Below are 24,245 nucleotides of genomic sequence, written 5' to 3' on the forward strand. Positions count from 1 at the left end.
ATTTGGTAGAAAAAAAAAATCAGTGCCAATATAAATTTATGGCAAGGAAACAGATTATTTAAGATAGATGAAAAATTAGAAATATGCGCTTCATCATTCTTCGTACTTCGTGCTTCGTACATCGTACTTCGTACATCGTACTTATCAAACTTGAAAACACCCAATAAATGAAAATAAAATCGCATAATGTCTAATTTATAGTTCCCTTTAGTTCGGGCAGGTATTGGCACCTTTCCCGAAGTGTCGGGGTGGTTGCCAGAGGGTCAGCGAGCCTGTTCTCTTGCCTCTTCTTTATAAATCAGTTGCCTGAAGTGTTCACAAATTAAGTTTCGAAAAAGTTGATTTCAAAAGATTATTCCATAATACTTTTTCATTGAAGGTAAATAGTATTGAAATAAGGTTGAAATACGCTGGAAATAAGGTTGAAATACTATAGAAAAATGATAGAAATAAGGTTGAAATAAATTGTGAATAGGGTAATAATGGATATTTATAGATAGTGGATATTAATGGACATTGGATTCGGTTAGGATTTGGGGTTTGTGTCTCATGTCTCACATCTCTTATCTCAAATCTCAAATCTTCATTTAATCATTAAATTGTGTCATCGTCATATTGATTCCGACCGTGCAGAAGCTCAGCACCATATCTATGGCTTTGTCCATAAAAATCGGAAGTTCGTCGATTTCTTTTTGAGTCCATCTGCCGAGAACATATTCTATTTGCCTTCCCTTGGGAAAATCATCTCCAATACCAAATCTCAATCTGGGATATTCTTGACCACCTGTAAGTTCTTCGATGTTTTTCAATCCATTGTGACCGGCTGAAGATCCTTTTCCCCTCATTCTCAATTTACCAAAAGGCAATGCGACATCATCCACGATGACCATGATGTTCTCTTTGGGAATACCCAATTCTTTCATCCAATAATTCACAGCCCTACCGCTGAGATTCATGTAAGTGGTAGGTTTGATCAAATAAATCTGTCTGCTTTTGTATTTGAAATTGGTACTGAATGCAAGCCGGTCACTTTTCCAAGTAACGCCTTGCTTGTCTGCCAGTCTATCTACAGTCAAAAATCCAACATTATGTCGGGTCAGTTCATATTCAGGACCGATATTTCCAAGTCCAACAATCAAATATTTCATCAATTCAAATTTCAAATGTAAAGCAAAAATAAAAAATCCTGCTTATGGACTAAGCAGGATTTGATTTATTGGTTAAAGAAGTGAAATTATTCACCTTTTTTACCTCTCAACGCTCTTGGGATACCAATAGAGATGATCGAAACATTTGGACTTGTCAGGATATCAAAGCCTTCAGCTTTAACTTCGCCTACTCTGAATGATTTTCCAAGATCCAAGTTTGATACGTCAACTCTGATTTTATCCGGAAGATTTGCTGCCAATCCTTTTACAGCGATTTTTCTTGTTTTGAATTCCAACTTACCACCTTTTTGAACACCTGGAGCAGTTCCTACGATTTCTACAGGAATTTCAAATTTGATAGGTCTATCAGGACTGAATGCCAAGAAATCCGCATGCAACAATACGTCACTTACAGGGTGAAACTGGCAATCTTTCAATACAGCTTTCATTTTGGTGCCTTCAATATTCAAGTCAACCATGTGCACATCTGGTGTGTAAACAAGGTCTCTGAAAAGAATGGCAGGAGAATAAAAGTGGATTTGTTCTTTGATCGCAGGACCGTAAACTACGCAAGGTACACTACCTTCTTCACGGATCTGCTTCAACTCTCCACTCTCGAGATTTGCTCTTTTAAACCCTATAATCTCTAATGATTTCATAAATTTTTTAATTTGTTTGTATATAATTGATTAAGTAATCCTAAATAAATAATGCACTGATGGAGGTGTTTCCTGTCACAGCATGGATTGCCTTGGCAAACAAATCCGCAACCGAAAGGACTCTGATTTTGGTGGATGACTGACTCATCGGAATGGTATCTGTGATTACCAATTCTTTTAAAACAGAATTCTCCAAATTTTGGTATGCATTTCCTGATAAAACCCCATGTGTGGCAATTGCCCTTACAGAAGTAGCACCTTTTTCCATCAGGATTTGTGCGGCTTTGCAAAGTGTTCCTGCAGTATCCACCAAGTCATCTACCAAAATTACATCCTTACCCTCCACATCTCCTATAACCTGCATAGAGGCTATCTCATTGGCTCTTTTTCTGTGCTTATCACAGACTACCATTTCTACTTCGAAATGCTTGGCGTAGGCTCTTGCCCTTGCAACACCTCCCACATCGGGGGCAGCAAAAATCATATTGTCCAAAGCCAGCCTTTCCAAATAGGGCACAAAAATAGCTGATCCATTTAAATGATCCAAAGGAATATCAAAAAAACCCTGAATTTGTCCTGCATGTAAATCACAAGTCATGATCCTGTCAGCACCTGCGGAGGTCAACATATTGGCAATGAGTTTCGCTGCTATTGAAACGCGAGGCCTGTCTTTCCTGTCTTGTCTTGCATACCCATAGTAAGGAATCACTGCACATACTTTGTAAGCACTTGCTCTTTTGGCAGCATCAATCATCAGGCAAAGTTCTAAAAGATTATCGGCGGTGGGATTGGTGGTCTGAATCAAGAATACCGTACAGCCCCTTATTGATTCATTGTAGCTTGGAGACATTTCCCCATCACTGAATTTGGAGAGTGTCAGGTCCCCGAGACGTTTTCCGTAATGTTTGGCAATTTTTTCTGAAAGTTGGATACTATTGGTTCCGGAGAAGAGTTTGACCTCAGACATGATGGTATACAGGATAATCTGTGAATAGAAAGGCTTCTTTGTAGGTGCAAAGGTATTGAAAATTGATTGCTTTCAGAATTTAACAAACGATAATTGGGATATTATTTGACTTTATTGGGCATTGGGATCAATACCTTTCAAAACCTCTCCGCAAAGCAAGCCGACTATCTGATAAATATCCAAAGTCAGACAAAAATCAATATCTGATTCGATGTTGTGATTTTGTAATCTTTTGGCGTGGGAAGCTTGTCCCAAGAAAATCTGAAGTCTGTGGGAATTGCTTTCATAAAGACTCTTTAAAGCAATTGCCGAGTCACATTCTGTTTGGAAATGTGGATGTAAACTACTGACTAAAGCTCCCGCATATAAAGAATCCTCCAAATTGAATTTTCCTTTCCACCCTGCGCATAGGATCAAAATATCTTGTGGCTGTCCAATAAGGTATTTTGCTGTGGCTTTGAGGTTGACAAATGCTCCAATCAGAACCTGATTTGCCTCTGCTTTTGTTTTTTCTATGGCCAAAGTACCGTTGGTTGTCGTCATGGCTATCTTCTTGCCTGCATAGGCTTGGTTGAGATAGGCCAAAGGGGAATTTCCCAATTCAAATCCCTCCGCTGCAAGACCGTTTCTTTCTCCGGCTATGACATAACCTTTGGAAGCAAATCCACGGCAAGTCTCTAGGTCCATGATGGGTGTGATTGATTCAACACCATTAGCTAAAGCTGCCATCATCGTAGAAGTCGCCCTAAAAATATCCACGATGACCACATTTTTCCCTTTGGTATCATACAGGTGAATCAATTCAGGACTCACGCAGACTTCAATATTTCTCATGCTTGATTTAATAAAAAAACCCGCAAAGGAATACCTTCTGCGGGTGTGAATGTTTAATTTGAGTTTATTTTTTGTACAAAGGGAATTTTTCAACCTTGGCCAAAAGATTTTTGTTCCTGACGGTTATGGCGATCTCTGTGCCAGGAGTAGCGTATTCCGATCTGACATAACCCATTCCAATACCCACTCCCATAGAAGGTGTCATTGTTCCTGAAGTGACCTCGCCGATAGTTTCTCCTTCAAGATTGACAATAGGGTAGTTGCCCCTAGGAATGCCCTTTTCCTGCAATATGAACCCAATCAATTTTTTTGAAACGCCTTCTTCTTTCTGTTTTTTGAGATTTTCACTGTTGATAAAATCCTTGGTGAATTTGGTAATCCAACCCAATCCCGCTTCAATCGGCGAAGTTTCATCATTGATGTCATTTCCATATAGGCAATAACCCATTTCCAATCTCAGGGTATCCCTTGCTCCTAGACCAATCGGCTTGATGTCATACGGCTTTCCTGCTTCAAAAACAGCATTCCAAACTTTTTCTGCATCCTCATTTTTCACATAAATTTCAAATCCACCTGCACCGGTATAGCCTGTTCCTGAGATGATGACATCTTGAACCCCTGCAAAATCCCCAACTGCAAAATGGTAAAATTTGATATCAGAGAGATTAACACTTGTAAGTGATTGGACCGCTTCGATGGCTTTTGGTCCTTGTATGGCAAAAAGGGAAATGCTGTCAGAGATATTTTCCAATTTGGCACCCATGTCATTGTGTTTGTTGATCCAATTCCAATCCTTTTCGATATTGGAGGCATTGACGACCAACATATATTCTTCCTCACCGAATTTGTATACGATCAAATCATCTACAATACCACCTGTTTCATTTGGGAAGCAGGAATATTGGGCTTGGCCTACAACAAGTTTGGAAGCATCGTTGGAAGTGACTTTTTGGATCAGATCAAGAGCCTTTGGACCTGTAACTTTAAATTCACCCATATGAGAAACATCAAATACACCCACTCCCTGTCTGACGGTATGGTGCTCTTCAGTATCTGAAGAATACCTTACTGGCATATTGAATCCTGCAAATGGAACCATTTTGCCTCCCAGAGCAACATGGAGGTCATTGAGCTGTATTTTTTTGATGTTTTCTGACATATCAGGGGTTTATTTTCTTGTGGGCAAAGGTAACAATTGAGACAAAAGATTTTTTACCACAAACAAAAAATGCTGATAAAACTTATCAGCATTCCTTTTTAAATTTTGAAGTTGTGATTTATACCGAGAAACTTTCTCCGCATCCGCAGGTTCTTGATGCATTTGGATTGACAAATTGGAAACCTTTGCCATTCAAACCATCCGTAAATTCAAGAACGGTTCCTGCTAGGTACAGAAGACTTTTTCTGTCCACCAAAATCTTGATGCCTTTGTCTTCAAAGACATGGTCAGTCTCCACCAAACTGGCATCAAATCCAAGATCATACATCAATCCTGAACATCCGCCTCCTTTGACAGAAACCCTGATGTTTTCATTTTCGGTTCTTCCTTCCTCTTTTCTCAATGAAAGGATTCTTTCCTTTGCCTTTTCCGAAACAGTTATCATATCTTTAAGTATTAAATTCAGTTGTATAAAGCATGAAGTTAACATGCTTTAAGTTGAATAAATTCAATAGCAAAGATAAAAAATTATTGAAATGAGAAAAATAGAGCATTTGGGGATTGCGGTAAAGGATCTCGAACAATCCAATCAACTGTTTGCAAAATTATTGGGAAAGGATAATTATAAAGAAGAAGTGGTGGAAGGGGAAGGGGTAAAGACCTCGTTTTTTATGATTGGAGAGACAAAAATTGAATTGTTGGAAGCGACTAGACCTGATAGCCCTATTGCAAAGTTCCTGGATAAAAAATCGGAAGGGATCCACCATATCGCTTTTGATGTGGAAAATATTTTTGCTGAAATGGACAGGTTGAAAAGTGAGGGTTTTGAAATCCTGAATGAAATTCCCAAAGAAGGGGCAGACAACAAAATAGTTGTATTTTTGCATCCCCGATCGACCAATGGGGTGTTGGTGGAATTGTGCCAAGAGAAAAAAGGTTGAGAGAATTTAAAGATTGGAAAATTGAAAAATTGAAAGATTTGAAAATTACCTTCGAAAAATTCTTCATTGTTTAAAACGTAATTGGAGAAATCTCCATTTAAAAAGAACATAATGTCAGATAAAAGAACAGAAATAGGTGAGATAGGCGAGTTTGGCTTGATAGACCATCTTAGTGAAAAAATCATTATAAAACATAATTCTACTTTGAGAGGAATCGGTGATGATGCAGCCGTTATCGAAGCAGGCGACCATGTCAAAGTAGTGACAACGGATTTGTTGTTGGAAGGTGTACATTTTGACCTTTCTTATGCGCCGTTGCCACATTTGGGATTTAAGGCTGTTGCGGTGAATGTATCCGATATTGCAGCCATGAATGCCATCCCCAAACAAATAACAGTCAGTATTGCCTTATCCAACAGGTTTTCGGTGGAAGCCGTAGATGCGCTTTATTCAGGAATCAACGCCGCAGCCGAACATTACGGAGTAGATGTAATTGGCGGAGATACCACGGCCTCAAGGTCAGGTTTGGTCATATCCATTACAGCCATCGGAGACGCAAAAAAAGAACAACTTAGCTTCAGATCAGGTGCCAAAGTCAATGACATCGTTTGTGTGACCGGAGATCTGGGTGGTGCTTTGGTCGGATTGCAGATATTGGAAAGGGAAAAGCAAGTCTATCTTGCTAATCCTGAAATGACTCCTGAACTTGACGGCTTCCAATATGTAACAGGACGACAACTCCGTCCCGAAGCGAGAATGGACATCATTCACGAATTGCGGGAAATGGAAGTAGTGCCTACAAGCATGATCGATGTTTCTGATGGTTTGGCTTCGGAGCTTTTTCATATCTGCAAAGCTTCAGGGGTAGGGGTCACGATCTATGAGGACAAGTTACCTATAGACAAACAAACTTTTGATACTGCGGTAGAACTGAATCTTGATCCGATTACCTGTGTGTTAAATGGGGGAGAGGATTATGAATTGCTCTTTACGATCGACCAAAAGGATTTCTCAAAACTCGAAAAACACCCCGATATTCATTTCATCGGCCATGTGACCAAAGCTGAGGATGGCAAACTTATGGTAACCAAAAGTGGGACGGTGGTTTCCTTAAAGGCTCAGGGTTGGAAGCATTTTTAGGTTTGGCATCTTATTAAAACTGTAAAAGCCCTTAGAAATAAATTCTCAAGGGCTTTTTGCAGTTAAATCGTAAATAATTTCAATCCTTCGGTGGCTTTCTATGCCAATACGAAGCCAATATTGATCCGGTGATATTCATAAAAGGTCCAAAGACTGCAGAAGCCAGACCCACGGTAGCAATTTTTCCCATTTCTTTGGCAATACCTGATGCCAATCCGGCATTTTGCATCCCGACTTCCAATGCCAATGTTCTACAATCCCGCTCGTCCATCCTGAATAACTTGGCGGCCCAATAGCCCAAAGTGTAGCCTGCCATGTTATGGAACACTACGAGTAAAATTAAAATTGGGCCGATATTCAATAAGCTGTCCCTTCCGGCTGCGGTAATGATGGTGATGATCAAAGCAATCCCGATCATGGAAACCAAAGGCATCGCTGCATCCAGCCACTTAACTTTCCCGCTCAGGAATTTATTGAAAAGCAAACCTGCACCAATCGGTATAATGACAATTTTGATGATGTCCCAAACCATTTTCCAGACATCCACTTCTACGAATTCTCCTGCCAACCAACCCATCAATACCGGGGTTACAAATGGAGCCAGCATCGTGGTGAATGCTGTAATGGTAATCGATAGCGCAAGGTTTGCTTTTGCAAGGAAGCTCATCACATTGGAAGCCATGCCACTCGGCGAGCAACCGATCAAGATAATCCCGGCTGCGATTTCAGGAGGAAAACCGCTCAGTTTGGCCAAAGTATATCCAATAAAAGGCATAATGGTAAATTGAAGCATAATCCCAATGATGACTCCTTTTGGCATTTTAACCACGCCTGCAAAGTCCCCTAAGCTCATGGAAGTCCCCATTCCAAACATGATGATTTGGAGGAGTGGAACAATCAATCCGCTCAATTTATAATCCCCAACCTGTACGAATGTGATTGGATAAAACATTGCTGCCGTGACGCAGGCGAAAATCATTACTGTATAAGTAAAGCCCTTAAGCTTCTCATATCCTCTAAACATGATTCCAAGGGCAATCAAAAATAGGATCCAATATGGTCCTGAATTACTTAATCCTTGAAAAAGGGTGATTCCTAAGGATAAAAGCAAAAAAATGGCTGATAGAATGGTGGCGATTTTGATAACTGGATTTTTCAAAATGGTTTAGGCTTAATGGAAATACTATAGTAGGAAAAATATCCGAAAACCAGGATTGCTCCCGGCTTTCGGATGGCACTATCACTACAATCAATCTACTTAGCTCCAAGTTCTGTCATGGGATCTTTTTTCATCCCATTCGGTGGTCGGTGCAAAGTAGGAAGTATCTGATTTATGAAGATGTTGCTTGATGACCTCATCGTTCAATTCAATTCCCAAACCAGGAGCAGTAAGGGAAACCGGAGCATATCCTTTAACGATCATTTTGCCGCCATCAGTGGTCCTGACCATGTCCTCCCACCAAGGAAGATCCACAGAGTGGTGTTCCAATGAAAGGAAATTCTGTGTTGCAGCTGCGCAATGAACATTGGCCATAAAGGAAACAGGCGTTCCTGCTTGGTGCATTGCCATAGCTATACCAAATTCTTCTGCATAATCACCAAGTCTTTTGGTTTCAAGAAGACCACCCGAAGAAGCAAGGTCCGGATGCACAATATCCACTGCATGGTTATGGATCAGGTCTTTGAAGTTTTCGAGTAAGTAGATGTCCTCACCGGTTGTTGTTGGGGTTTCAAGAGCATCTGTAATTGTTTTGTGCTGCTCAGTCCATTGCCAAGGCACCATATCTTCCAACCAAGCCAAGTTGTATTTTTCGAGTGCTTTACCCAATTTGATACAATTGTTGACATCTATATGCCCATAGTGATCAGTTGAAATCGGAATTTCGTATCCCACCATTTCTCTGACATTATGGACAATTTTGGCTAGTTCATCCAAACCTTTTTCAGTGATCTGAACTCCGGTAAATGCATGTTTGGTATTCGCATACGACATGTATCCTCCTTGCCACTGACTTGAATTTTGATTCATTATTGAAGTGTTGTTCAGCGTGCCGGGAATGTTTTTTACCTGATTGATGGATACATCCATTTTGAGCCAAGAATATCCTTGCACTTCTGTTCTGTACTTGATTTTTTCCTTTTGATCTTCAGGATTTTCACCGGTAGGTGTATCTGCATAAAGTCTGACAGAATCTCTGTATCGGCCTCCGAGCAATTGCCATGCAGGGACATTATAAGCTTTGCCACAAAGGTCCCATAATGCCATTTCTACTGCGCACACACCGCCTGCCTGACGGGCTTGGCCACCAAACTGCTTAATAATTTTAAAAATCTTCTCTACATTACATGGATTCTCTCCCAAAATCCTGCTTTTAAGCATCAAGGCATAGCGCGGATCTGCGCCATCTCTTACTTCGCCAAGTCCATAAATTCCCTGGTTGGTATCAATCCTGATGATGGCTGTCCGTCCCAATACTGTGGTAACACAATATCTCAGGTCAGTGATTTTCAGATCAGAAGGAGCTGAAGCCTTTTGAACTTTGGATGTTGTCTGGGCCATTGAGTCTTCAAAACTCAATCCCATCAATGCGGTCAGTGACATACCACCAAGAGCTGTTTTTTTTAAAAAATCCCTTCTATTGGCTTTGGTGTCAATGTGGTCGATTTCAGCTTGTCTTTGAATTGCATACTGCCGCTCCTTTTCTTTTTGATCCGAAATAATGCTTTTTAAAGTGTTTTTCATTTTGTCTATGGGTTATTGTTGAAATTTTTATTCAAAGTGTTCCAGTGATTAAGACAATCAATAATTTCGTTCCTTGAGGTAATTATCCAATTCTTGTTTTGTCATTGGCAGCTTTCCCGGATATTTGTTCAACCAGTCCAAGAAATCTTTTTTGATAGCTTCAGTCCATTCACTGTCTATCTCTCCGGCAAGATATTTTCCTTCTCTTAGTCTTTGGTGACCGAATTCATCCCTTAAGCCTGTCACCTCTGAGGTGATCACCAGATCTTCCACCAAATGCGCCGGAATGAAGATTACTCCGTATTTTTTAGCTAAAACGACATCTCCGGGAAGCACAGTTGCTCTTCCAACCCTGATGGGAGCATTGATGGATGTCAGCATCATTTGATTGATAAATGAAGGGTCTTGGCCTTTATGCCAGGCATTGAATCCTTTGATTTCGGAAAGGCCTTCTTGGTCTCTTACCGAACCATAAAAAATCACCCCACGTTTTGATTTTGCATAAATGGAATTACCAAGATTATCACCGATCAATGTGCCATCAGCAATTTTACCATAACCATCAGCGACATAAACATCACCGTTGGTCAGGATATCAATAGGCCAAGAATTGGTGCCTCCCTTAGGTGATCTTCCTTCTTTGTTGACTCCCTGATCTTTTATCTGATTTTGCAAGTCAGGTCTCAAAGGCATGTATTGGGCAGTAACAACCCGTCCTGTCATGGCCTCATCTTCAAGCATTATCTGCCAATTCCCTTCATATTGATTTTGGTATCCTTTGTTTCTGAGTACTCCCCAAGCTTCTTCGATGGAGATGTTTTTCAACCTTTCCAGAATTTGGTCAGAGACTTTAGGCCTACCGTCTGAAAACCTTTCACCCTTCCATTCTGAAGTCAGTGCTTTGATATATTCAGGAGAGGAGCCCACATTTTGGCCTTCTACTATTCCTGTAGCGAGGATAAGGAAAGCTCCTAGGATCAATTGGGTTAATTTGATATTTTTTTTCATGGTTACTTGGTTAATGGGTTATTATTCAAAAAACGGAATGTCTTTTACCGCATATTTTTTCATTCCTTCTTCGTTGATTTCAACACCGATTCCAGGTTTTTCAGAAAGTGTAATGAAACCATTCTCTGTTCTTGGACCATCGTAAGTAACAATATCTTTCCAAAGCTGATCGGTATCCATGTAGATTTGCCATTCCATGATCATGAAATTGGGCACCGAGGCGCAGACATGACAGCTGGCCATTGCTCCAAGGAAAGAAGCCACCATGTGGGGTGCAAAAGGCACATAGTATAGATTTGCAAGGTTTGCGATCCTCTGGGCCTCACCTAATCCACCGGCTTTTTGAATATCCGGCATGATAATGTCTATGGCTGATTCTGAGAGCAATCTTGTAAATCCATATGCCAGATAGATGTTTTCACCTGTACAGATAGGAGTAGAAGTTTGAGTGGTAATCGATTTGTAAACCTCCGGATTATCAGCTGGTATCGGTTCTTCCAAAAACATAAGATTCAAATCTTCATACATTTTGGCCATTTTCAATCCTGTCACTGCATCATACCTTCCATGCATGTCCACACAGATGTCTATGTTTGGACCTACTTCTTGACGAACTGCGGCGATTGCATTATACATTCTTTCGATTTCCATAGGATTGGCGGTCCAGTTGAACCGATCATATTTATTCGGATCTCTTGCATCATCGACATCAAACTTCACTGCATTATAGCCCTTGTCTACAGCGCCTCTTGCCGCTTTGGCATAATCTTGTGGGGTAGGGTTGGTAGAAGTATATAACGCCGTATCACAATAAACTCTGATTTTATCTCTGAATTTACCGCCCAACAACTGATAGACCGGAACGCCAAATACTTTGCCTGTCAAATCCCAAAGTGCGGTTTCTATAGCTGTCATAACAGCCACAAAAACTCCCGACTGGGCACCCCCAAAAAATGCTCCCTTTCTCAACTGCTCTGCAATCCGGTTAGGATTGAGCGGGCTTTGGCCTTTTATCATGTTGCCCATTCTTTTTACCAAATGGTAAGTGCCATGTATCGCATCCACTGCTTCGCCGCAACCCCATACATCTTGGTTTGTATATATTTTGACGTAAAGTGCCCCTCTTACATAGCCGCATTTTACGTCTGTGATTTTCAGATCTGATGGATTGGAAAAGGGAGATTGTCTATCCACAGCGGCATTTAATCCCTGTCCAAATGTTGATAATAGTGCTCCACCTGTCAGACCTGCCACCAATCCTTTTTGGATAAATGATCTTCTACTGTCTTTACTGTTTTTCATATCGTTACTTTAATTCTTATTTTGAAATCATTTTAGTTTTCTTTTTTCCTAAAAGAAAGGGGCATCAGCCACAGCATATTTTCTTATCGCTTCTTCATTTGGTGTGACTCCCACACCGGGTCTTTCAGTTAGATGGATATAACCTTCTTTGATCAATGGTGCTTCTAAGATGAGTTCATCCCACTGTTTCCATTTGGAGAACCAATGCCATTCTAAACAAAGAAAATTGGAAATGGAAGCACAACAATGACAAGCGGCCATAGCTCCAAAAGGTGAGGCAACCATATGGGGTGCAACAGGAACATAATATAGATTTGCCAAGTTGGCGATCCGCTGTCCTTCTCCGATTCCGCCACATTTATGGAGGTCAGGCATGATGATATCCGCTGCTTTTTTCTCAAGGATTTTTCGGAAATCATGTGCCAGATATTGGTTTTCTCCAGTACAGATTGGGGTAGTGGTCTGACTTGTGATTTCTCTGAGGCTGTCAAGGTTTTCGGCAGGAATAGGTTCTTCTAAAAACATGAGTTTGAATTGCTCCATTTCCTTGGCAATTTGGATTCCAGAAGGCAAATCATATCTGCCGTGTGCGTCGAGACAAAGGTCCATGTTCATACCGATAGCTTCTCGCACCGCAGTAATCTGTTTTACCATCCTGTCAATTTCCCCGTTAGAAGCTGTCCGGTTAAACTCATCCTGTTTAGAGGGATCACCCGCCCAATCCAAGTCAAATTTTATGGCAGAAAATCCTGCATTTTTCACTTCAATAGCTCCTGCGGCCATGTCTTCCGGGCTTTCGGAGCTGCTGGCACTGTCACAATACAGGCGTATTTTATCCCTGAATTTACCGCCCATCAACCGATAGACAGGTTGGTTCATTGCCTTTCCCGCCAAGTCCCAAAGAGCGATTTCAATTCCAGTAAGAACAGCCACATACATGCCGCCCTGTGCCCCGCTAAAGTGGCCTCTCCTTAAAATCTGTTCTACAATTTTATTGATGTCCAAAGGGTTTTGCCCAATCAAAAACTGGGTCATATTGTCCCAACCTTCAGTTCCGGTCCCTACACCATAAGTACCCCTCACAGCATCCATCGCCTCGCCATAGCCTGTAATCCCCTGATTGGTGGTCAATTTGACAAACATATGTGTGCCATGGCCTTTCATAAAAGCTGTTTTGACACCTGTGATTTTTAGGTCGGAGGGATTAGAATATTTTGGTCCTCGGTCTACAGCTGCTATCAATTCAGAACCAAAACTTGGAATCAAAGCTGAAGTGGCCAATCCAGCCATTAAACTTTTTTGGATAAATGAACGCCTATTGTTCTCTGTCTTCATGGGCTTTGATTTTTATGGAAGTGACTACCATGTTCTTTTCTTCAGGATTTCTTGGATTTGCTCTCTTGGAATAGGAAGTTCATCTATATGTTCATTGAGCCATTTAGAAAAATCTCTTTCAATGTCATCTGACCAACGTGTATCAATTTGACCTGCAGTATATACACCGGCTCTTAATCTTTCATGGCCAAACATGTCTCTCAGCCGGACGACTTCAGAAGTAACAACTACCTGTTCGACCAAATGTGCAGGTATAAATGAAACTCCACCGTCCCTACCTAACACTACATCTCCTGCCATCACTGTTACTTGACGGATTCTTGTAGGTTGGTTTATTCCTGTAAGCATGGTATTTAGATTACCTTGCTGGTTATGATGGGAGGGGTGGTAGCTTGTATAATAGGAGGTAAAACCACCGATTTCTTTCAATCCGGTAACATCTCTGATGGCACCATCATAAACGATACCATTTCCTGTTTTTGCATAAATGGCATTTCCTACATTGTCACCAATAGTTGGTCCATCTACATGTAGCCCAAACTGGTCAGCCACATACACATCACCTTTAACTAATAAATCAACAGGCCATGAATTTTGTCCCCGCTTACCCTCTTTTTTTCCTCTGTCATCTATTGCATTATGGATGTCTGGACGGCCTGGAAGGAATGTAGCAGTAACTGCCCTACCTATAAGTATGCTATCTGGGTTGATTATTTGCCAACCGTCAGCATATTGATATTTGTAACCTGCGTTTCTCATCACCGCCCAAGCCTCATCATGTGTGACAAGCCGCATGCGCTTTAATAGATCATCTGAAACTTTTGGACGTCCATCCTCAAATCTTTCTCCTTTCCATTCTCTGGTGAGGTAGATCAGCTCCTCTTTTGAAATTTGCTGTGCTTTGATACTTCCAATTATTAGAAAACAGCAAAGCATAACAGGGATTATTTTCCTAGTCATTTTGATTGGATAATTTGTGAAATTGTTGATTGAAGAGAAGATGAAGGCCCGGAATTCGCCGGACCTTCATTTCTAATTTATTTGTCCCACCAAACCTTAGTCTCAAGGTCATCAGCACCTTGGGCTGTGATGGCAGCGTCTACATTTTCAGAGTTTACAGAAATCTCTGAGTTAGGATATGTCAATCTGTTAATAAACAATACCTCTCTGCCTGGGAATGGATTTGCTGTAAGTACAGGGAAACCACTTCTTCGGAAGTTGGCAAAAGCTTCAGGTCCATTCATCAAAGAGGAAATCCAATATTGAGAATTGATCTGCTGGAGTGCTGTGGCGTCAACCAATGGATTGGCCGTAATGTATGCATCAATATCCGCTGCAGGAATTGTGGATGCTTGATCATGAAGTGCCATTTGAATCATATGCGCTCTAACACCTGCTTCAAAATATTCAGCTGCAGTTCCGGAAGTTATCCATCCTCTTTGTCTTGCTTCAGCTAGCAAAAGGTTGGTTTGAGATGCAGTAACCATAAATCCCGGAGCTGTAATTTTTGCAACCCTCCTCCTGTCGACTTGACTGAAGTCATAAAAACTTGCCAATCCCAGATCAGCAGCTACCTGAACGGCACCTGCATTATCATTACCCATAGGCATTCCGATTTGAAGGGCAGGATCATAGGTTTGACGAGCAGGCTGCTGTTCTGACCCTGATTTAGCACCTACATATCTTACAGCTATGGCGCTTAATCTTGGATCATTGCTGTTTTTAAGGAAATTCACAAAAGGCTCTGTCATATAGAAGTTGGCTGCTTCTGTGGCATTTAAAGTATTTCCGGCAGGATTGACATAGTTTGCATCGTGAACAATGACAGCATTGTCATTGTTTGTAAGGATAACTCCTCCCGCAAAGGCCTTGGCTACAGTCTGTTGTGCAAGTGTTGGATTTGCATTACTCAATCTCATGCCTGCCCTAAGAAGTAGGGAATAACCGAATTTTTTCCACTTGGCAATATTTCCTGCATAAAGGATATCAGCAGTTTCCACTCTTCCACTTGCATTAAGTGCTGCAGAGGCCTCTTCCAATTCTTTGATAAGATCTGCATAAATAGACTCCTGTGTATCATATTTGGGATAGAAGACTTGATTGCTATATCCCACACCTGCTTCTGAGTAAGGAATAGAACCATAAGAATCAGTCAGAATCATAAAACCATAAGCCTGGATAATCCTTGTCATCTGCAGAAGATTACTTCTGGTTGGATCATCCTCAATTCTTGAGATGATATCTTTAGTGTTTTTGATTACGTTCCTGTAATACTTCTGCCAGTTGTCTTGTGTAGAAGCCCTGTTGTCCTGATTAAAATTAGCACCTGTCAAAACCCCCGAGTTAGGAGAAATGATTTGCTGAACAATACCCATTTCGTAAACCAACATTCCAAATGAATTTGGCGAAGCATTTACTGTAGCATTATTTAATTGAAAAGCAGGATCAATTGAAGTAGCGGCAACTTTGTTGGTATTAAGCTCATCAAAGTTTTGATCACATGATGTGCTGTAGCCTAGCATCAGCACAAGGAGGATAAAATTATATATCTTTTTCATGGTAGCTCTGATTAAAATTTAACATTAAGATTGAAGCCGAGACCTCTTGTAGTAGGAAGTCCTGTAGATTCCATTCCGACAAGGTTATCTGAGGTATACCCAAATGATTCTGGGTCAATGTTATCCACCCACTTTTTGATCATGAAAACGTTGTTGGCTACAAGGTTAAGTCTGACAGCGCTAACCGGGAAGTTTTTAGGGATGAATTTTGTAAAATCGTAACCCATTGTGATTTGTCTCAGTTTCCAGAATCCAGAATTGTAGATAACTGGTTCAACCAATGCCTGAGACCTTACAATTTCCCAATATGATTGAACCGGCGCAGCGACAGTGTTTGTTTCACCTGCAAGGTTGACACCATCTCCTACGACTCCGCCTTCACGACCTTCTAGGGTCATTTTGTGCAAACCGTGTCTTACAGCGTTGAAGTTGGTCCCTGAAAGCATTTTTCCACCCAATCTAAAGTCTATGAGGAATGAAAGCGATACTCCTTTATAATTAAAGGAGTTGTTGATACCTCCAATCCATTTTGGGAGGGCACTGCCAAAATTTACAAGATCAAGGGTTCTCAATGGCAAACCATTACCCCCGAAAATCTGTCTTCCCTGTTCGTCCCTTCTGTAGCCGAATCCTGCTATCTGTCCCATTTCTTCTCCTACGATCTGTCTCAGTTCACCATTGAAAACGTGGGTACCTACAGTGATTCTTTCACCGGGAGTGTCAGTCAATAAGCTCAATACTTTGGTCTTGTTGTAGGCACCGTTGAAGGAAGCTTCCCAAGTAAAGTTTTCATTTTCTACAGGGACAACAGTCAAGAGCATTTCAATACCTTTATTTGAACTTTGGCCACTATTGATAGAGGTGTTTACAAAACCAGATGCATCAGAAATCTGGGCACTTACTATCTGATCACTTGTGATTTTGCTGTAAGCAGCAAGATCTAAAGAAACCCTTCCCTGGAACATCTTCGTTTCTAATCCAATTTCAGTTTCTGCTACACGCATAGGCTTCAAATTTGGGTTCGGAAGAGTTCCGCCTAGAGGACCACCGACAGGTTGGTTATTAAACAAGTTAGCATTGACACCATAGAACAATACGTTGGAATATGGTCCCACATCTGAATCAGAACCAACTTCAGCATATGCTACCCTTAACTTTCCAAAATTAAACCAATCAGATGTACCTGTATTTTCTGTAAAAATCCAACTGGTAGAAATGGAAGGATAAAGAATACTTCTGTTTTCAGGAGAAAGGGTCGAGAACCAGTCGTTTCTGATGGTACCATTGATAAACAGAAACTTTTTATAAGAAAACTCTGCAAATGCAAATAATGAATTCACAGCTCTTTCATACCTGTCAAAAATCGGATCTTTAACCCTTCCGTTTTGGACGGTATAAAGATCTCTCACTACAAAATCCCTGGCTTGAACACTGTTGACATCAGAAGTCCTGTACATATGGTTTCCACCTATATTTGCATTGATGCCATAATCACCAAATTCTTTGGTAGCAGACAATATGAAATCAGCATTGACTTCTCTAAATCTCCTTGATTCCTGTGTATAAAGTCCGTTTACAAATCCTGCAGGTGCAGCTGCTAATGAAGCCTGACCTGTAGGGAAGTTGTTGTAATCTTGATCTCTTGACCAATAATCCTGACCTAAACGTCCTTGGATATACAACCAAGGAGTGAGGTCATATTTTACTGCTACGTTTCCAAAGATCCTGTCTCTTTTGATATTTTGAAACTGCTGAGAAAGCGTAAAGTAAGGATTTGTTCTGTTTCTAAATCTTGAATAAACAGCCTCGTTGCCATTAGCATCAAATTTATTTTCATCAAGCACACTTAATGGCATGGAGTTGGCCATATTATAAAGGGCTGTTGGAATAGAGTTGTCTTGGTTGGCAACGTTTGGTGGGTTTTTGTTGTCTTCAACAGAGTAATTGATATTTCCTTTGAAGTTTAATCTTTTACTAAGTTGGTAGCCAAATCCTAAATAAATTGTCTTTCTGTTGAAAGAGTTGTTTGGAACAATACCCTTACTATTAAGGTCGGAGAAAGAAAAGCTCAAACCACCTTTATCGCTTGAGGTAGAAACCATAATGGAATTGGTTACATTCTGTCCATTCCTGAAGAAGTCATTGATGATTCCTCTTTGCGGAACGTAGGGTACAGTCACGCCATTAAATAAGACTTGGGTCATACCGGGTGCGAATTTTTCACCAAATGACCACTGTCCCGAAGTTGGGTTTGGAGTTGTAGGCCTCACACCTTGTTCACCCTGACCGTATTCATACTGATAATCCGTAAAATCTAATGGTGCTTCGTTGGTGTAATTCAGGTTATAAGTCACGCCTATTCCTTTTGATTCACCTCTTGATTTAGTGTTGATCATGATGACACCATCTTTGGCTCTTGATCCATAAAGTGCAGATGCTGCAGCACCTTTTAGGACGGTCATGCTTTCGATATCGTCGGGGTTGATACTGCTGAGACCATCACCACCATCTGATGTCACACCACCACCTCTTACTCCTATGGAGTTGTCAGCACCGCTATTTCCTGGATTAGTACCAAAGTTGGTATTGTCAATTGGGATACCGTTAACAACTATGAGTGGGTTGTTTTGACCGGAAATGGAAGATTGACCTCTGATCCTGATTTTGGTTGTTCCGCCTGGACCGGTTCCCATTGGAGAGATAGCCACACCTGCAATTTTTCCCTGCAAGGCATTCATGAAATTAGGCGTTCTGTTGATGGTTACTTCATCTGAACCAACATTTGTAGCTGCATATCCAATACTTCTTGAAGTCTTTTGGATGCCCAAAGCTGCAATGACCACTTCTTCAAGTGCTCTGGCCTCTTGAGCCAAGACTACGTCGATGACGGATTGGTTTCCGATTTCGATTCTTTGGGTAGCAAATCCAATATAAGAAAACACAAGGGTAGAACCCTCAGGCACGGAGATTTTGTACTTTCCATCGATATCAGACACCGTTCCCAAAGTGGTGCCGGATATTGAAATGGCTACACCCGGAAGTGTCTCTCCTGATTCACTTGTAATGGTTCCTGAAATTTCCACATCTCGATCTTCAATTTCAATAACAATTTTCTTTGAAGAAATATCAGGCGAAAGAGATTTCACACTGATGACATTGTTGACTTGCTTAAAGTGAAGTTGCTTTTTATTTGCAATCTCTGTAAGAACATCAGCCACAGTACCATTTGAAGTGGATAGCTCAATGTTGGAGTTGTTTTTTAAATTCTTTTCAGTGTAAAAAAAGCTGTAATCTGTTTTGCTTTCGATTGCGTTAAGGATGTTTTCCAAACTTCCTTTCCTGATATCAAGTTTGATGTAAACTTCATCAATACTTTTAATCTGGTCCAATTTGCTGTTGGCAAAGACGGCATTAAGTGCTATGGTCATGAGAAACGTACTCAGAATAGCACGCTTGAAGACCATAATCGTTGTTTTTTGTAGTGATTGTGACATATTTTGGGTTGTGTTAGTGTCAATCATTGAATTATCATTCTGATTTATCCTAAAATCCAATTCAGATTGGATCGGAAGCAATCTCCTTTATTTTTAAAGGAAAATTGTATGGTGTTCTCTGTTTTTTTGTTTCATAGGCTTGTTTAATTGAATTCAAGAGTTACTTCATTTCCACTAATTTTATATTCAAATTCCACTGAATAGCTAAGTACTTTCAAGACATTGGATAAGTATTCATGTGGCTTGAATGTACCGGAACATTTGTATTCAGGTAATTTTTTGTCTCCCGTGACTTTTATTTCTACACCGTACCATCTTTCCAAATCTTCGATGATCAAGTTGAAGGGGGTTTTTTCAAATTGGAGAATACCTTCCTTCCAGCTCAATACATGGGAAAGGTTTACATTTTGTTTTTCAAAAGTATTGCTGTCCTCTGAGTAATAAACAGCCTCTCCGGGGGTGATTTCAAGAAGGTTTTGATCAAAGTTATTTTCTACCTTGACCTTGCCGGAGGCCAGGCTTATTTGGATATTTGGATTGCCTTCATATGCCCTGATGTTGAAACTGGTTCCCAAAGCTGTCGTAGCGATGTTATCAGTGATCACTTTAAATGGATGTTCCTCATCTCTGACGACATCAAAAAATCCCTCACCTTCTAAAGTGATGGTTCTATTTTGGATAAAATCACTTGCGTAGGTCAATTTGCTGTCTGCATTTAGGACCACGGTAGAACCGTCAGGAAGGGTGATTATTTTCTTATTTCCTTTTGGGGTAAATCTTTCTATTGTTTTGACCTCCAAGAAGGCAGTCCGCTCTTCAGTTTTATGAGATGGGGAATCAAAATAAAAAATATAGCTGGCTGAGAAGAGAAGAACCAAAGTGGCAGCTAATCCTGTCAAAGTCCAAATTGTCTTTGATTTATATTTTGAGTTTTTAACGGGCGAAGAAGAAATGTTTTTTGACTGATTTTCTTTCTTTGAAAAAACAAAAATGTGTGGGTCAGCTTTCTCGGGAGCTTCATCGGTGTTTTTTAATTCATCTGACCACGCATCCTCAATAATGGTATTGTATGTAGATTCACCGGCGGGAGAGTCCAGCCAGTTCAAAAAATCCTTGGCCTCTTTCTTTGAAAGTTTTCCGTCAAAAAATCTATCAATATCTCTTTTGCTGTAACTCATTAAATATCTCTTTCCTACATATAGCAATATCGGAAAGGATTTACTTAGTCAATAATCGAAAATATTTCAATTATTTTCAAAATCAGGAAATATTAAGCGGGATATCCCAATAAGGATGGTTAAAAAAAATAATATATCATTCCTATTGCCAAAGATTTGATGGCAATTAAGTATTTTTTTTGAAGTTTGTTTTTGATTGATTTGGTTGCAACGTAAATATGGCTTTCTACGGTTCTTTTCGAAATCCCTAATTTTTCGGCGATTTCTCCTGAATGAAGGTTTTCATAATTTTTCATTTTGAAAATCTCCTTTTGTGTTTTGGGTAATTTTTCGATTTCTGAAATAGAAATCCTCTCAAATTCTGAATATTCAATCTGTGTTTCAGTTTCGTTGCTTTCAATTTCTTGAGTCGAAAGGGTGTAGACTTCATAGGCTATCCTTCTGGCTTCTTTCTTAGATTTCTTAATGATTAGGGATTTGAGGATGGTAAGAAGGTATGCGTTGAAAGATAATTCCGAGTTGAGGTTTTGTCTGTTTTTCCAGATTATCAAAAAAACTTCCTGTACGATTTCTTCGGCATCTTCAGTGGACAAATTCATTTTTTTTGAAGTGAAAAAAACCTTAGACCTAAAAAAATCATACAACATTGAAAAAGCTTTTTCATCACCTTCCCGGAGCCTAGAGACTGCTGAAGTAATATCAAATGCTTTTTCTTTATTCATATCAGGGAAATAAATAATTAAATTAAAGGAACGGATAAATAGTGAGTCTAACAACGATTTATTGACAGAATATTAAATGGTGAAATAATATTCTGTCAATAATTTATAACTCAATATAAATATGCTTTTTAAAAAAATCAATAGCCTCATGAATTTCTGAGATGATTTGATAGATCTGAGGTAGAATAGTATGGTTAAATGGAAAAAAAATTCAAAAAACCTGAGCAAATTTCGATGTATTCCTAAAAAAAATAAGTCCTGAAGTTTTTCAGGACTTTGGAAAAATCAATCTTCAGGATATGGAATGTATACAAAACTGGTAAAAACCCCATCCATTACAAAAAGGCAACAAAACTCGTCCGGGTCTTTATAAGCAGCTTTGAATTCATCCAACAATTCCTCGGCGATAAGTTTCCTTTGGATAAATTCGTCTACGTAAGTGATGAAATAATTCCAGTCCAAGTCTTTTTCCACTTTTCCTAGAAGCAGCTTTCCGATTGGCTGCACTTCTTTGGAGATCGGGAAAATCGGAAAATCAGAAAACTTTCTACTTCTGACCTGATAAGAAGCTTCCTTGAGGATATCCGAAACTTTGACAAAGTCTTTGGTAATGGTTCCTAGATATTTTCCGCTCAGTTCGGGATCATTGAAATCTGAAATCATGGTTTTAGAGTTAATCGTACAACATTTTCTACATGATAGGTCTGTGGAAACATGTCCACAGGCTGGATTTTATCCACCGAATATTTCTCTGAAAGCCAAGCAACATCCCTGGCTTGGGTGGCAGGGTTGCAACTTACATAGACAATCTTCGGAGCTTCCAACTTCAGAAGCATTTTGACGACATCTTCGTGCATTCCTGCTCTAGGTGGGTCGGTGATGACCACATCGGGTTTGGGATGATTCCTTACAAAATCCTCAGTCAAAATATCCTTTAGATCCCCGGCATAAAATTGGGTGTTCTCAATGCTGTTGACTTTGGCGTTCAACTTCGCATCTTCGATGGCAGCCTCTACATATTCAATCCCAATGACCATTTTTGCATTTTTAGCTACAAAATTTGCAATCGTACCTGTGCCCGTATAAAGATCAAATACCACTTCATCTCCCTGTAGGTCAGCAAATTCTCTTGCTACTTTATAAAGCTCGTAAGCTTGTTCGGAATTGGTCTGGTAAAATGACTTTGGTCCAATCCGAAAATTTAGCCCTTCCATTTCTTCCTCTATAAAGTCTTTACCAGAAAAGGTAACCACATCAAGATCATTGAATGTTTCGTTCTTTTTTAGGTTGATGATGTAAAGTAAGGAAGTGATTTGAGGAAATTTTTCGTGTAAAAATCCCATCACTTTCTCGATATTTTCAGAGTTCTCTTCTCCAAATTGGACAATCACCATTGATTCACCTGTACTAGTTGTCCTGATGATCAGATTTCGCAATAAGCCCACCTGATTTCGGATGTCATAAAAACTCAGGTTTTCAGCCCTTGCAAAATCTCTTAAAGCAACCCGTACTTCATTGGAAATATTACCCTGAAGGTAACAATGATCAACATCGATGATTTTGTCAAACATTTTTGGGATATGAAAACCCAAAGCATTCCTTTCAAATTGCTCACCGGAATTGATTTCTTCTCTTGTCAGCCACCTGTTGTTCGAAAAAGTATAGTCAAGTTTGTTGCGGTAATATTGGGTTTTTGCCGAACCAAGAATCGGCAATACTTCGGGTATTTCTACTTTGGCTATCCTTTCAAACTGATCGACTACCTGCTGTCTTTTGTAATTTTTCTGTAAATCATAATTGATATGCTGCCATTTACAGCCCCCGCAAGTGCCAAAATGAGAGCAAAAAGGTTCAATCCTGTCTTTTGAATATTCATGAAATCTGATGGCCTCTCCCTCCATAAAGGAGCTTTTTCCTCTATTGATGCGTACATCTACCAGATCGCCGGGTGCTGTATTCTGTACAAAAACCACTTTTCCCTCATGATGTGCGACACATTTCCCTTCCGCTGCAATTCTTTCAATCCTCAGGTTAGCGATTACTTTATTTTTCATCTTTCTTGACATGGGCGCAAAAATAAGGGTTTGGATCGGAAGATTGGTCAAATGAAAAATTAAAAATCAGACGAAAAAACCCTTTAAATCCCGAGAAGCCACGGGCGCTTTTATCTTTCCAAAAACATCAAGCCCGATTGCCAGCCTTCGAGTCGAATTTTTATCTTTAAGCTTTTAAAACCACATTCATGAAATTAAAGGATAAAGTCGTCATAGTAACTGGAGCTACTTCAGGAATAGGAGAGGCCTGCGCATTGGTTTTCGGGAAAGCAGGTTGCAAGGTCGTGATCACAGGTAGGTCTCAGGTGAAGTTGGACAATACTTTAGATATACTTAGGAAGGAAGGCGTGGACGCTTATGGAGTGTTGGCTGATGCAGGTTCCGAAACTGATAATAAGAAAATAGCGGAAGAGGCCATCAAACATTTTGGACGGATTGATATCTTGGTCAATAATGCCGGTATTTCTATGAGAGCACTTTTTGAAAACTTGGATATGGAGGTCTTTAGAAAGGTGATGGATACTAATTTTTGGGGAACAGTCTATGCGACAAAATATTGCCTCCCTCAGATTCTTACAAACAAAGGGTCCATTGTTGGGGTATCTTCTATCAACGGATATCGCGGAACTCCTGCAAGAACAGCATATACTGCCAGCAAATATGCTATGAATGGTTTTTTTGAATCGCTCAGGACGGAGGTAATGAAAAGAGGAGTTCATGTCTTAGTAGCCTGCCCGGGATTCACAGCCTCTAATATCCGAAACAATGCATTGACAGCTGATGGGACCGTTCAGGGTGAATCTCCAAGAGAGGAAGAAAAAATGATGACTTCAGAGGAAGTTGCCCAAGAAATATTTAAAGCAACCATCAAAAGAAAGCGAGATATAGTCCTGACAAGACAAGGCAAACTTGCGGTTTTTCTAAATAAATGGATGCCCGGAATCATGGATGGAATCGTCTACAAGCACATGGCAAAAGAAAAAGATTCGCCTTTCAAATAAAC

At 40.1% G+C, this 24,245-nt stretch carries 21 protein-coding genes and 1 riboswitch; of the genes, 3 read left to right on the forward strand and 18 right to left on the reverse strand.

What is annotated here, in order from left to right:
- Window positions 1-192: 192 nt before the first annotated feature.
- Window positions 193-300, reverse strand: a riboswitch (SAM riboswitch).
- Between the two features lie 287 nt (window positions 301-587).
- The 6 genes from pth to NK987_RS13385 form a co-directional block, all read right to left on the reverse strand.
- Window positions 588-1,148: an aminoacyl-tRNA hydrolase gene (pth, locus tag NK987_RS13360; protein ID WP_258423140.1), complete on the reverse strand. Its 561-nt coding sequence runs from the start codon at window positions 1,146-1,148 to the stop codon at window positions 588-590.
- Between the two features lie 86 nt (window positions 1,149-1,234).
- The gene (locus NK987_RS13365) at window positions 1,235-1,807 is read right to left on the reverse strand and encodes a 50S ribosomal protein L25/general stress protein Ctc (RefSeq protein ID WP_258423139.1); all 573 of its coding nucleotides are present in this window, start codon (window positions 1,805-1,807) and stop codon (window positions 1,235-1,237) included.
- Window positions 1,808-1,847: 40 nt separating this feature from the next.
- Window positions 1,848-2,774: a ribose-phosphate pyrophosphokinase gene (locus tag NK987_RS13370; RefSeq protein WP_259264261.1), complete on the reverse strand. Its 927-nt coding sequence runs from the start codon at window positions 2,772-2,774 to the stop codon at window positions 1,848-1,850.
- Between the two features lie 111 nt (window positions 2,775-2,885).
- Window positions 2,886-3,608 (reverse strand): 2-phosphosulfolactate phosphatase, encoded by a 723-nt coding sequence (locus NK987_RS13375; RefSeq protein ID WP_259264262.1) that lies wholly within the window; start codon window positions 3,606-3,608, stop codon window positions 2,886-2,888.
- 64 nt (window positions 3,609-3,672) lie between these two features.
- Window positions 3,673-4,767, reverse strand: a complete 1,095-nt coding sequence (gcvT, locus tag NK987_RS13380) for a glycine cleavage system aminomethyltransferase GcvT (RefSeq protein ID WP_259264263.1) — start codon at window positions 4,765-4,767, stop codon at window positions 3,673-3,675.
- 118 nt (window positions 4,768-4,885) lie between these two features.
- Window positions 4,886-5,212, reverse strand: a complete 327-nt coding sequence (locus tag NK987_RS13385; protein ID WP_113924754.1) for a HesB/IscA family protein — start codon at window positions 5,210-5,212, stop codon at window positions 4,886-4,888.
- Window positions 5,213-5,303: 91 nt separating this feature from the next.
- On the opposite strand from NK987_RS13385, the gene mce reads away from it, so the two are divergent.
- Window positions 5,304-5,708: a methylmalonyl-CoA epimerase gene (mce, locus tag NK987_RS13390; protein WP_258423135.1), complete on the forward strand. Its 405-nt coding sequence runs from the start codon at window positions 5,304-5,306 to the stop codon at window positions 5,706-5,708.
- Between the two features lie 111 nt (window positions 5,709-5,819).
- Complete coding sequence (gene thiL, locus NK987_RS13395; protein WP_258423134.1) at window positions 5,820-6,848, forward strand: thiamine-phosphate kinase; 1,029 nt, start codon at window positions 5,820-5,822, stop codon at window positions 6,846-6,848.
- Between the two features lie 79 nt (window positions 6,849-6,927).
- Here thiL and NK987_RS13400 read toward each other — a convergent pair whose 3' ends face one another.
- From NK987_RS13400 to rlmD, 12 genes are all read right to left on the reverse strand, one after another.
- On the reverse strand, window positions 6,928-8,007 hold the full coding sequence (locus NK987_RS13400) for a bile acid:sodium symporter family protein (RefSeq protein ID WP_259264264.1): 1,080 nt from the start codon (window positions 8,005-8,007) through the stop codon (window positions 6,928-6,930).
- Between the two features lie 99 nt (window positions 8,008-8,106).
- Window positions 8,107-9,591 (reverse strand): mandelate racemase/muconate lactonizing enzyme family protein, encoded by a 1,485-nt coding sequence (locus NK987_RS13405; protein ID WP_259264265.1) that lies wholly within the window; start codon window positions 9,589-9,591, stop codon window positions 8,107-8,109.
- A gap of 57 nt (window positions 9,592-9,648) precedes the next feature.
- On the reverse strand, window positions 9,649-10,599 hold the full coding sequence (locus NK987_RS13410) for an RraA family protein (RefSeq protein ID WP_258423131.1): 951 nt from the start codon (window positions 10,597-10,599) through the stop codon (window positions 9,649-9,651).
- Between the two features lie 21 nt (window positions 10,600-10,620).
- On the reverse strand, window positions 10,621-11,901 hold the full coding sequence (locus NK987_RS13415) for a mandelate racemase/muconate lactonizing enzyme family protein (protein ID WP_258423130.1): 1,281 nt from the start codon (window positions 11,899-11,901) through the stop codon (window positions 10,621-10,623).
- Window positions 11,902-11,949: 48 nt separating this feature from the next.
- Complete coding sequence (locus NK987_RS13420; RefSeq protein ID WP_259264266.1) at window positions 11,950-13,236, reverse strand: mandelate racemase/muconate lactonizing enzyme family protein; 1,287 nt, start codon at window positions 13,234-13,236, stop codon at window positions 11,950-11,952.
- A 24-nt stretch (window positions 13,237-13,260) separates the two neighbouring features.
- Window positions 13,261-14,196, reverse strand: a complete 936-nt coding sequence (locus tag NK987_RS13425) for an RraA family protein (protein WP_258423128.1) — start codon at window positions 14,194-14,196, stop codon at window positions 13,261-13,263.
- A gap of 77 nt (window positions 14,197-14,273) precedes the next feature.
- On the reverse strand, window positions 14,274-15,794 hold the full coding sequence (locus NK987_RS13430) for a SusD/RagB family nutrient-binding outer membrane lipoprotein (RefSeq protein WP_259264267.1): 1,521 nt from the start codon (window positions 15,792-15,794) through the stop codon (window positions 14,274-14,276).
- 11 nt (window positions 15,795-15,805) lie between these two features.
- Window positions 15,806-19,288, reverse strand: coding sequence for a SusC/RagA family TonB-linked outer membrane protein (locus tag NK987_RS13435; protein WP_259264268.1), 3,483 nt, complete (start codon window positions 19,286-19,288; stop codon window positions 15,806-15,808).
- Between the two features lie 143 nt (window positions 19,289-19,431).
- Entirely contained in the window at window positions 19,432-20,466 is a 1,035-nt protein-coding gene (locus tag NK987_RS13440; protein WP_259264269.1) for a FecR family protein, read from the reverse strand.
- A gap of 119 nt (window positions 20,467-20,585) precedes the next feature.
- Window positions 20,586-21,188 (reverse strand): sigma-70 family RNA polymerase sigma factor, encoded by a 603-nt coding sequence (locus NK987_RS13445; RefSeq protein ID WP_259264270.1) that lies wholly within the window; start codon window positions 21,186-21,188, stop codon window positions 20,586-20,588.
- 285 nt (window positions 21,189-21,473) lie between these two features.
- Window positions 21,474-21,851 (reverse strand): hypothetical protein, encoded by a 378-nt coding sequence (locus NK987_RS13450; RefSeq protein ID WP_113924765.1) that lies wholly within the window; start codon window positions 21,849-21,851, stop codon window positions 21,474-21,476.
- The gene (gene rlmD, locus NK987_RS13455) at window positions 21,848-23,254 is read right to left on the reverse strand and encodes a 23S rRNA (uracil(1939)-C(5))-methyltransferase RlmD (RefSeq protein ID WP_259264271.1); all 1,407 of its coding nucleotides are present in this window, start codon (window positions 23,252-23,254) and stop codon (window positions 21,848-21,850) included. The genes NK987_RS13450 and rlmD overlap by 4 nt, the downstream gene beginning before the upstream one ends.
- A 176-nt stretch (window positions 23,255-23,430) precedes the next feature.
- Between rlmD and NK987_RS13460 the strand changes: the two genes are divergently transcribed.
- Window positions 23,431-24,243 (forward strand): SDR family oxidoreductase, encoded by an 813-nt coding sequence (locus NK987_RS13460; protein ID WP_259264272.1) that lies wholly within the window; start codon window positions 23,431-23,433, stop codon window positions 24,241-24,243.
- Window positions 24,244-24,245 lie beyond the last annotated feature (2 nt).

The organism is Aquiflexum gelatinilyticum (assembly GCF_024813435.1).
GTDB classification, from domain to species: domain Bacteria; phylum Bacteroidota; class Bacteroidia; order Cytophagales; family Cyclobacteriaceae; genus Cognataquiflexum; species Cognataquiflexum gelatinilyticum.

Bases quoted from the DNA above. Each gene is read 5' to 3' on its own strand.
- pth (WP_258423140.1), bottom strand. From the start codon at position 1,148: ATGAAATATTTGATTGTTGGACTTGGAAATATCGGTCCTGAATATGAA.
- NK987_RS13365 (WP_258423139.1), bottom strand. From the start codon at position 1,807: ATGAAATCATTAGAGATTATAGGGTTTAAAAGAGCAAATCTCGAGAGT.
- NK987_RS13370 (WP_259264261.1), bottom strand. From the start codon at position 2,774: ATGTCTGAGGTCAAACTCTTCTCCGGAACCAATAGTATCCAACTTTCA.
- NK987_RS13375 (WP_259264262.1), bottom strand. From the start codon at position 3,608: ATGAGAAATATTGAAGTCTGCGTGAGTCCTGAATTGATTCACCTGTAT.
- gcvT (WP_259264263.1), bottom strand. From the start codon at position 4,767: ATGTCAGAAAACATCAAAAAAATACAGCTCAATGACCTCCATGTTGCT.
- NK987_RS13385 (WP_113924754.1), bottom strand. From the start codon at position 5,212: ATGATAACTGTTTCGGAAAAGGCAAAGGAAAGAATCCTTTCATTGAGA.
- mce (WP_258423135.1), top strand. From the start codon at position 5,304: ATGAGAAAAATAGAGCATTTGGGGATTGCGGTAAAGGATCTCGAACAA.
- thiL (WP_258423134.1), top strand. From the start codon at position 5,820: ATGTCAGATAAAAGAACAGAAATAGGTGAGATAGGCGAGTTTGGCTTG.
- NK987_RS13405 (WP_259264265.1), bottom strand. From the start codon at position 9,591: ATGAAAAACACTTTAAAAAGCATTATTTCGGATCAAAAAGAAAAGGAG.
- NK987_RS13410 (WP_258423131.1), bottom strand. From the start codon at position 10,599: ATGAAAAAAAATATCAAATTAACCCAATTGATCCTAGGAGCTTTCCTT.
- NK987_RS13415 (WP_258423130.1), bottom strand. From the start codon at position 11,901: ATGAAAAACAGTAAAGACAGTAGAAGATCATTTATCCAAAAAGGATTG.
- NK987_RS13420 (WP_259264266.1), bottom strand. From the start codon at position 13,236: ATGAAGACAGAGAACAATAGGCGTTCATTTATCCAAAAAAGTTTAATG.
- NK987_RS13425 (WP_258423128.1), bottom strand. From the start codon at position 14,196: ATGACTAGGAAAATAATCCCTGTTATGCTTTGCTGTTTTCTAATAATT.
- NK987_RS13430 (WP_259264267.1), bottom strand. From the start codon at position 15,794: ATGAAAAAGATATATAATTTTATCCTCCTTGTGCTGATGCTAGGCTAC.
- NK987_RS13435 (WP_259264268.1), bottom strand. From the start codon at position 19,288: ATGTCACAATCACTACAAAAAACAACGATTATGGTCTTCAAGCGTGCT.
- NK987_RS13440 (WP_259264269.1), bottom strand. From the start codon at position 20,466: ATGAGTTACAGCAAAAGAGATATTGATAGATTTTTTGACGGAAAACTT.
- NK987_RS13445 (WP_259264270.1), bottom strand. From the start codon at position 21,188: ATGAATAAAGAAAAAGCATTTGATATTACTTCAGCAGTCTCTAGGCTC.
- NK987_RS13450 (WP_113924765.1), bottom strand. From the start codon at position 21,851: ATGATTTCAGATTTCAATGATCCCGAACTGAGCGGAAAATATCTAGGA.
- rlmD (WP_259264271.1), bottom strand. From the start codon at position 23,254: ATGTCAAGAAAGATGAAAAATAAAGTAATCGCTAACCTGAGGATTGAA.
- NK987_RS13460 (WP_259264272.1), top strand. From the start codon at position 23,431: ATGAAATTAAAGGATAAAGTCGTCATAGTAACTGGAGCTACTTCAGGA.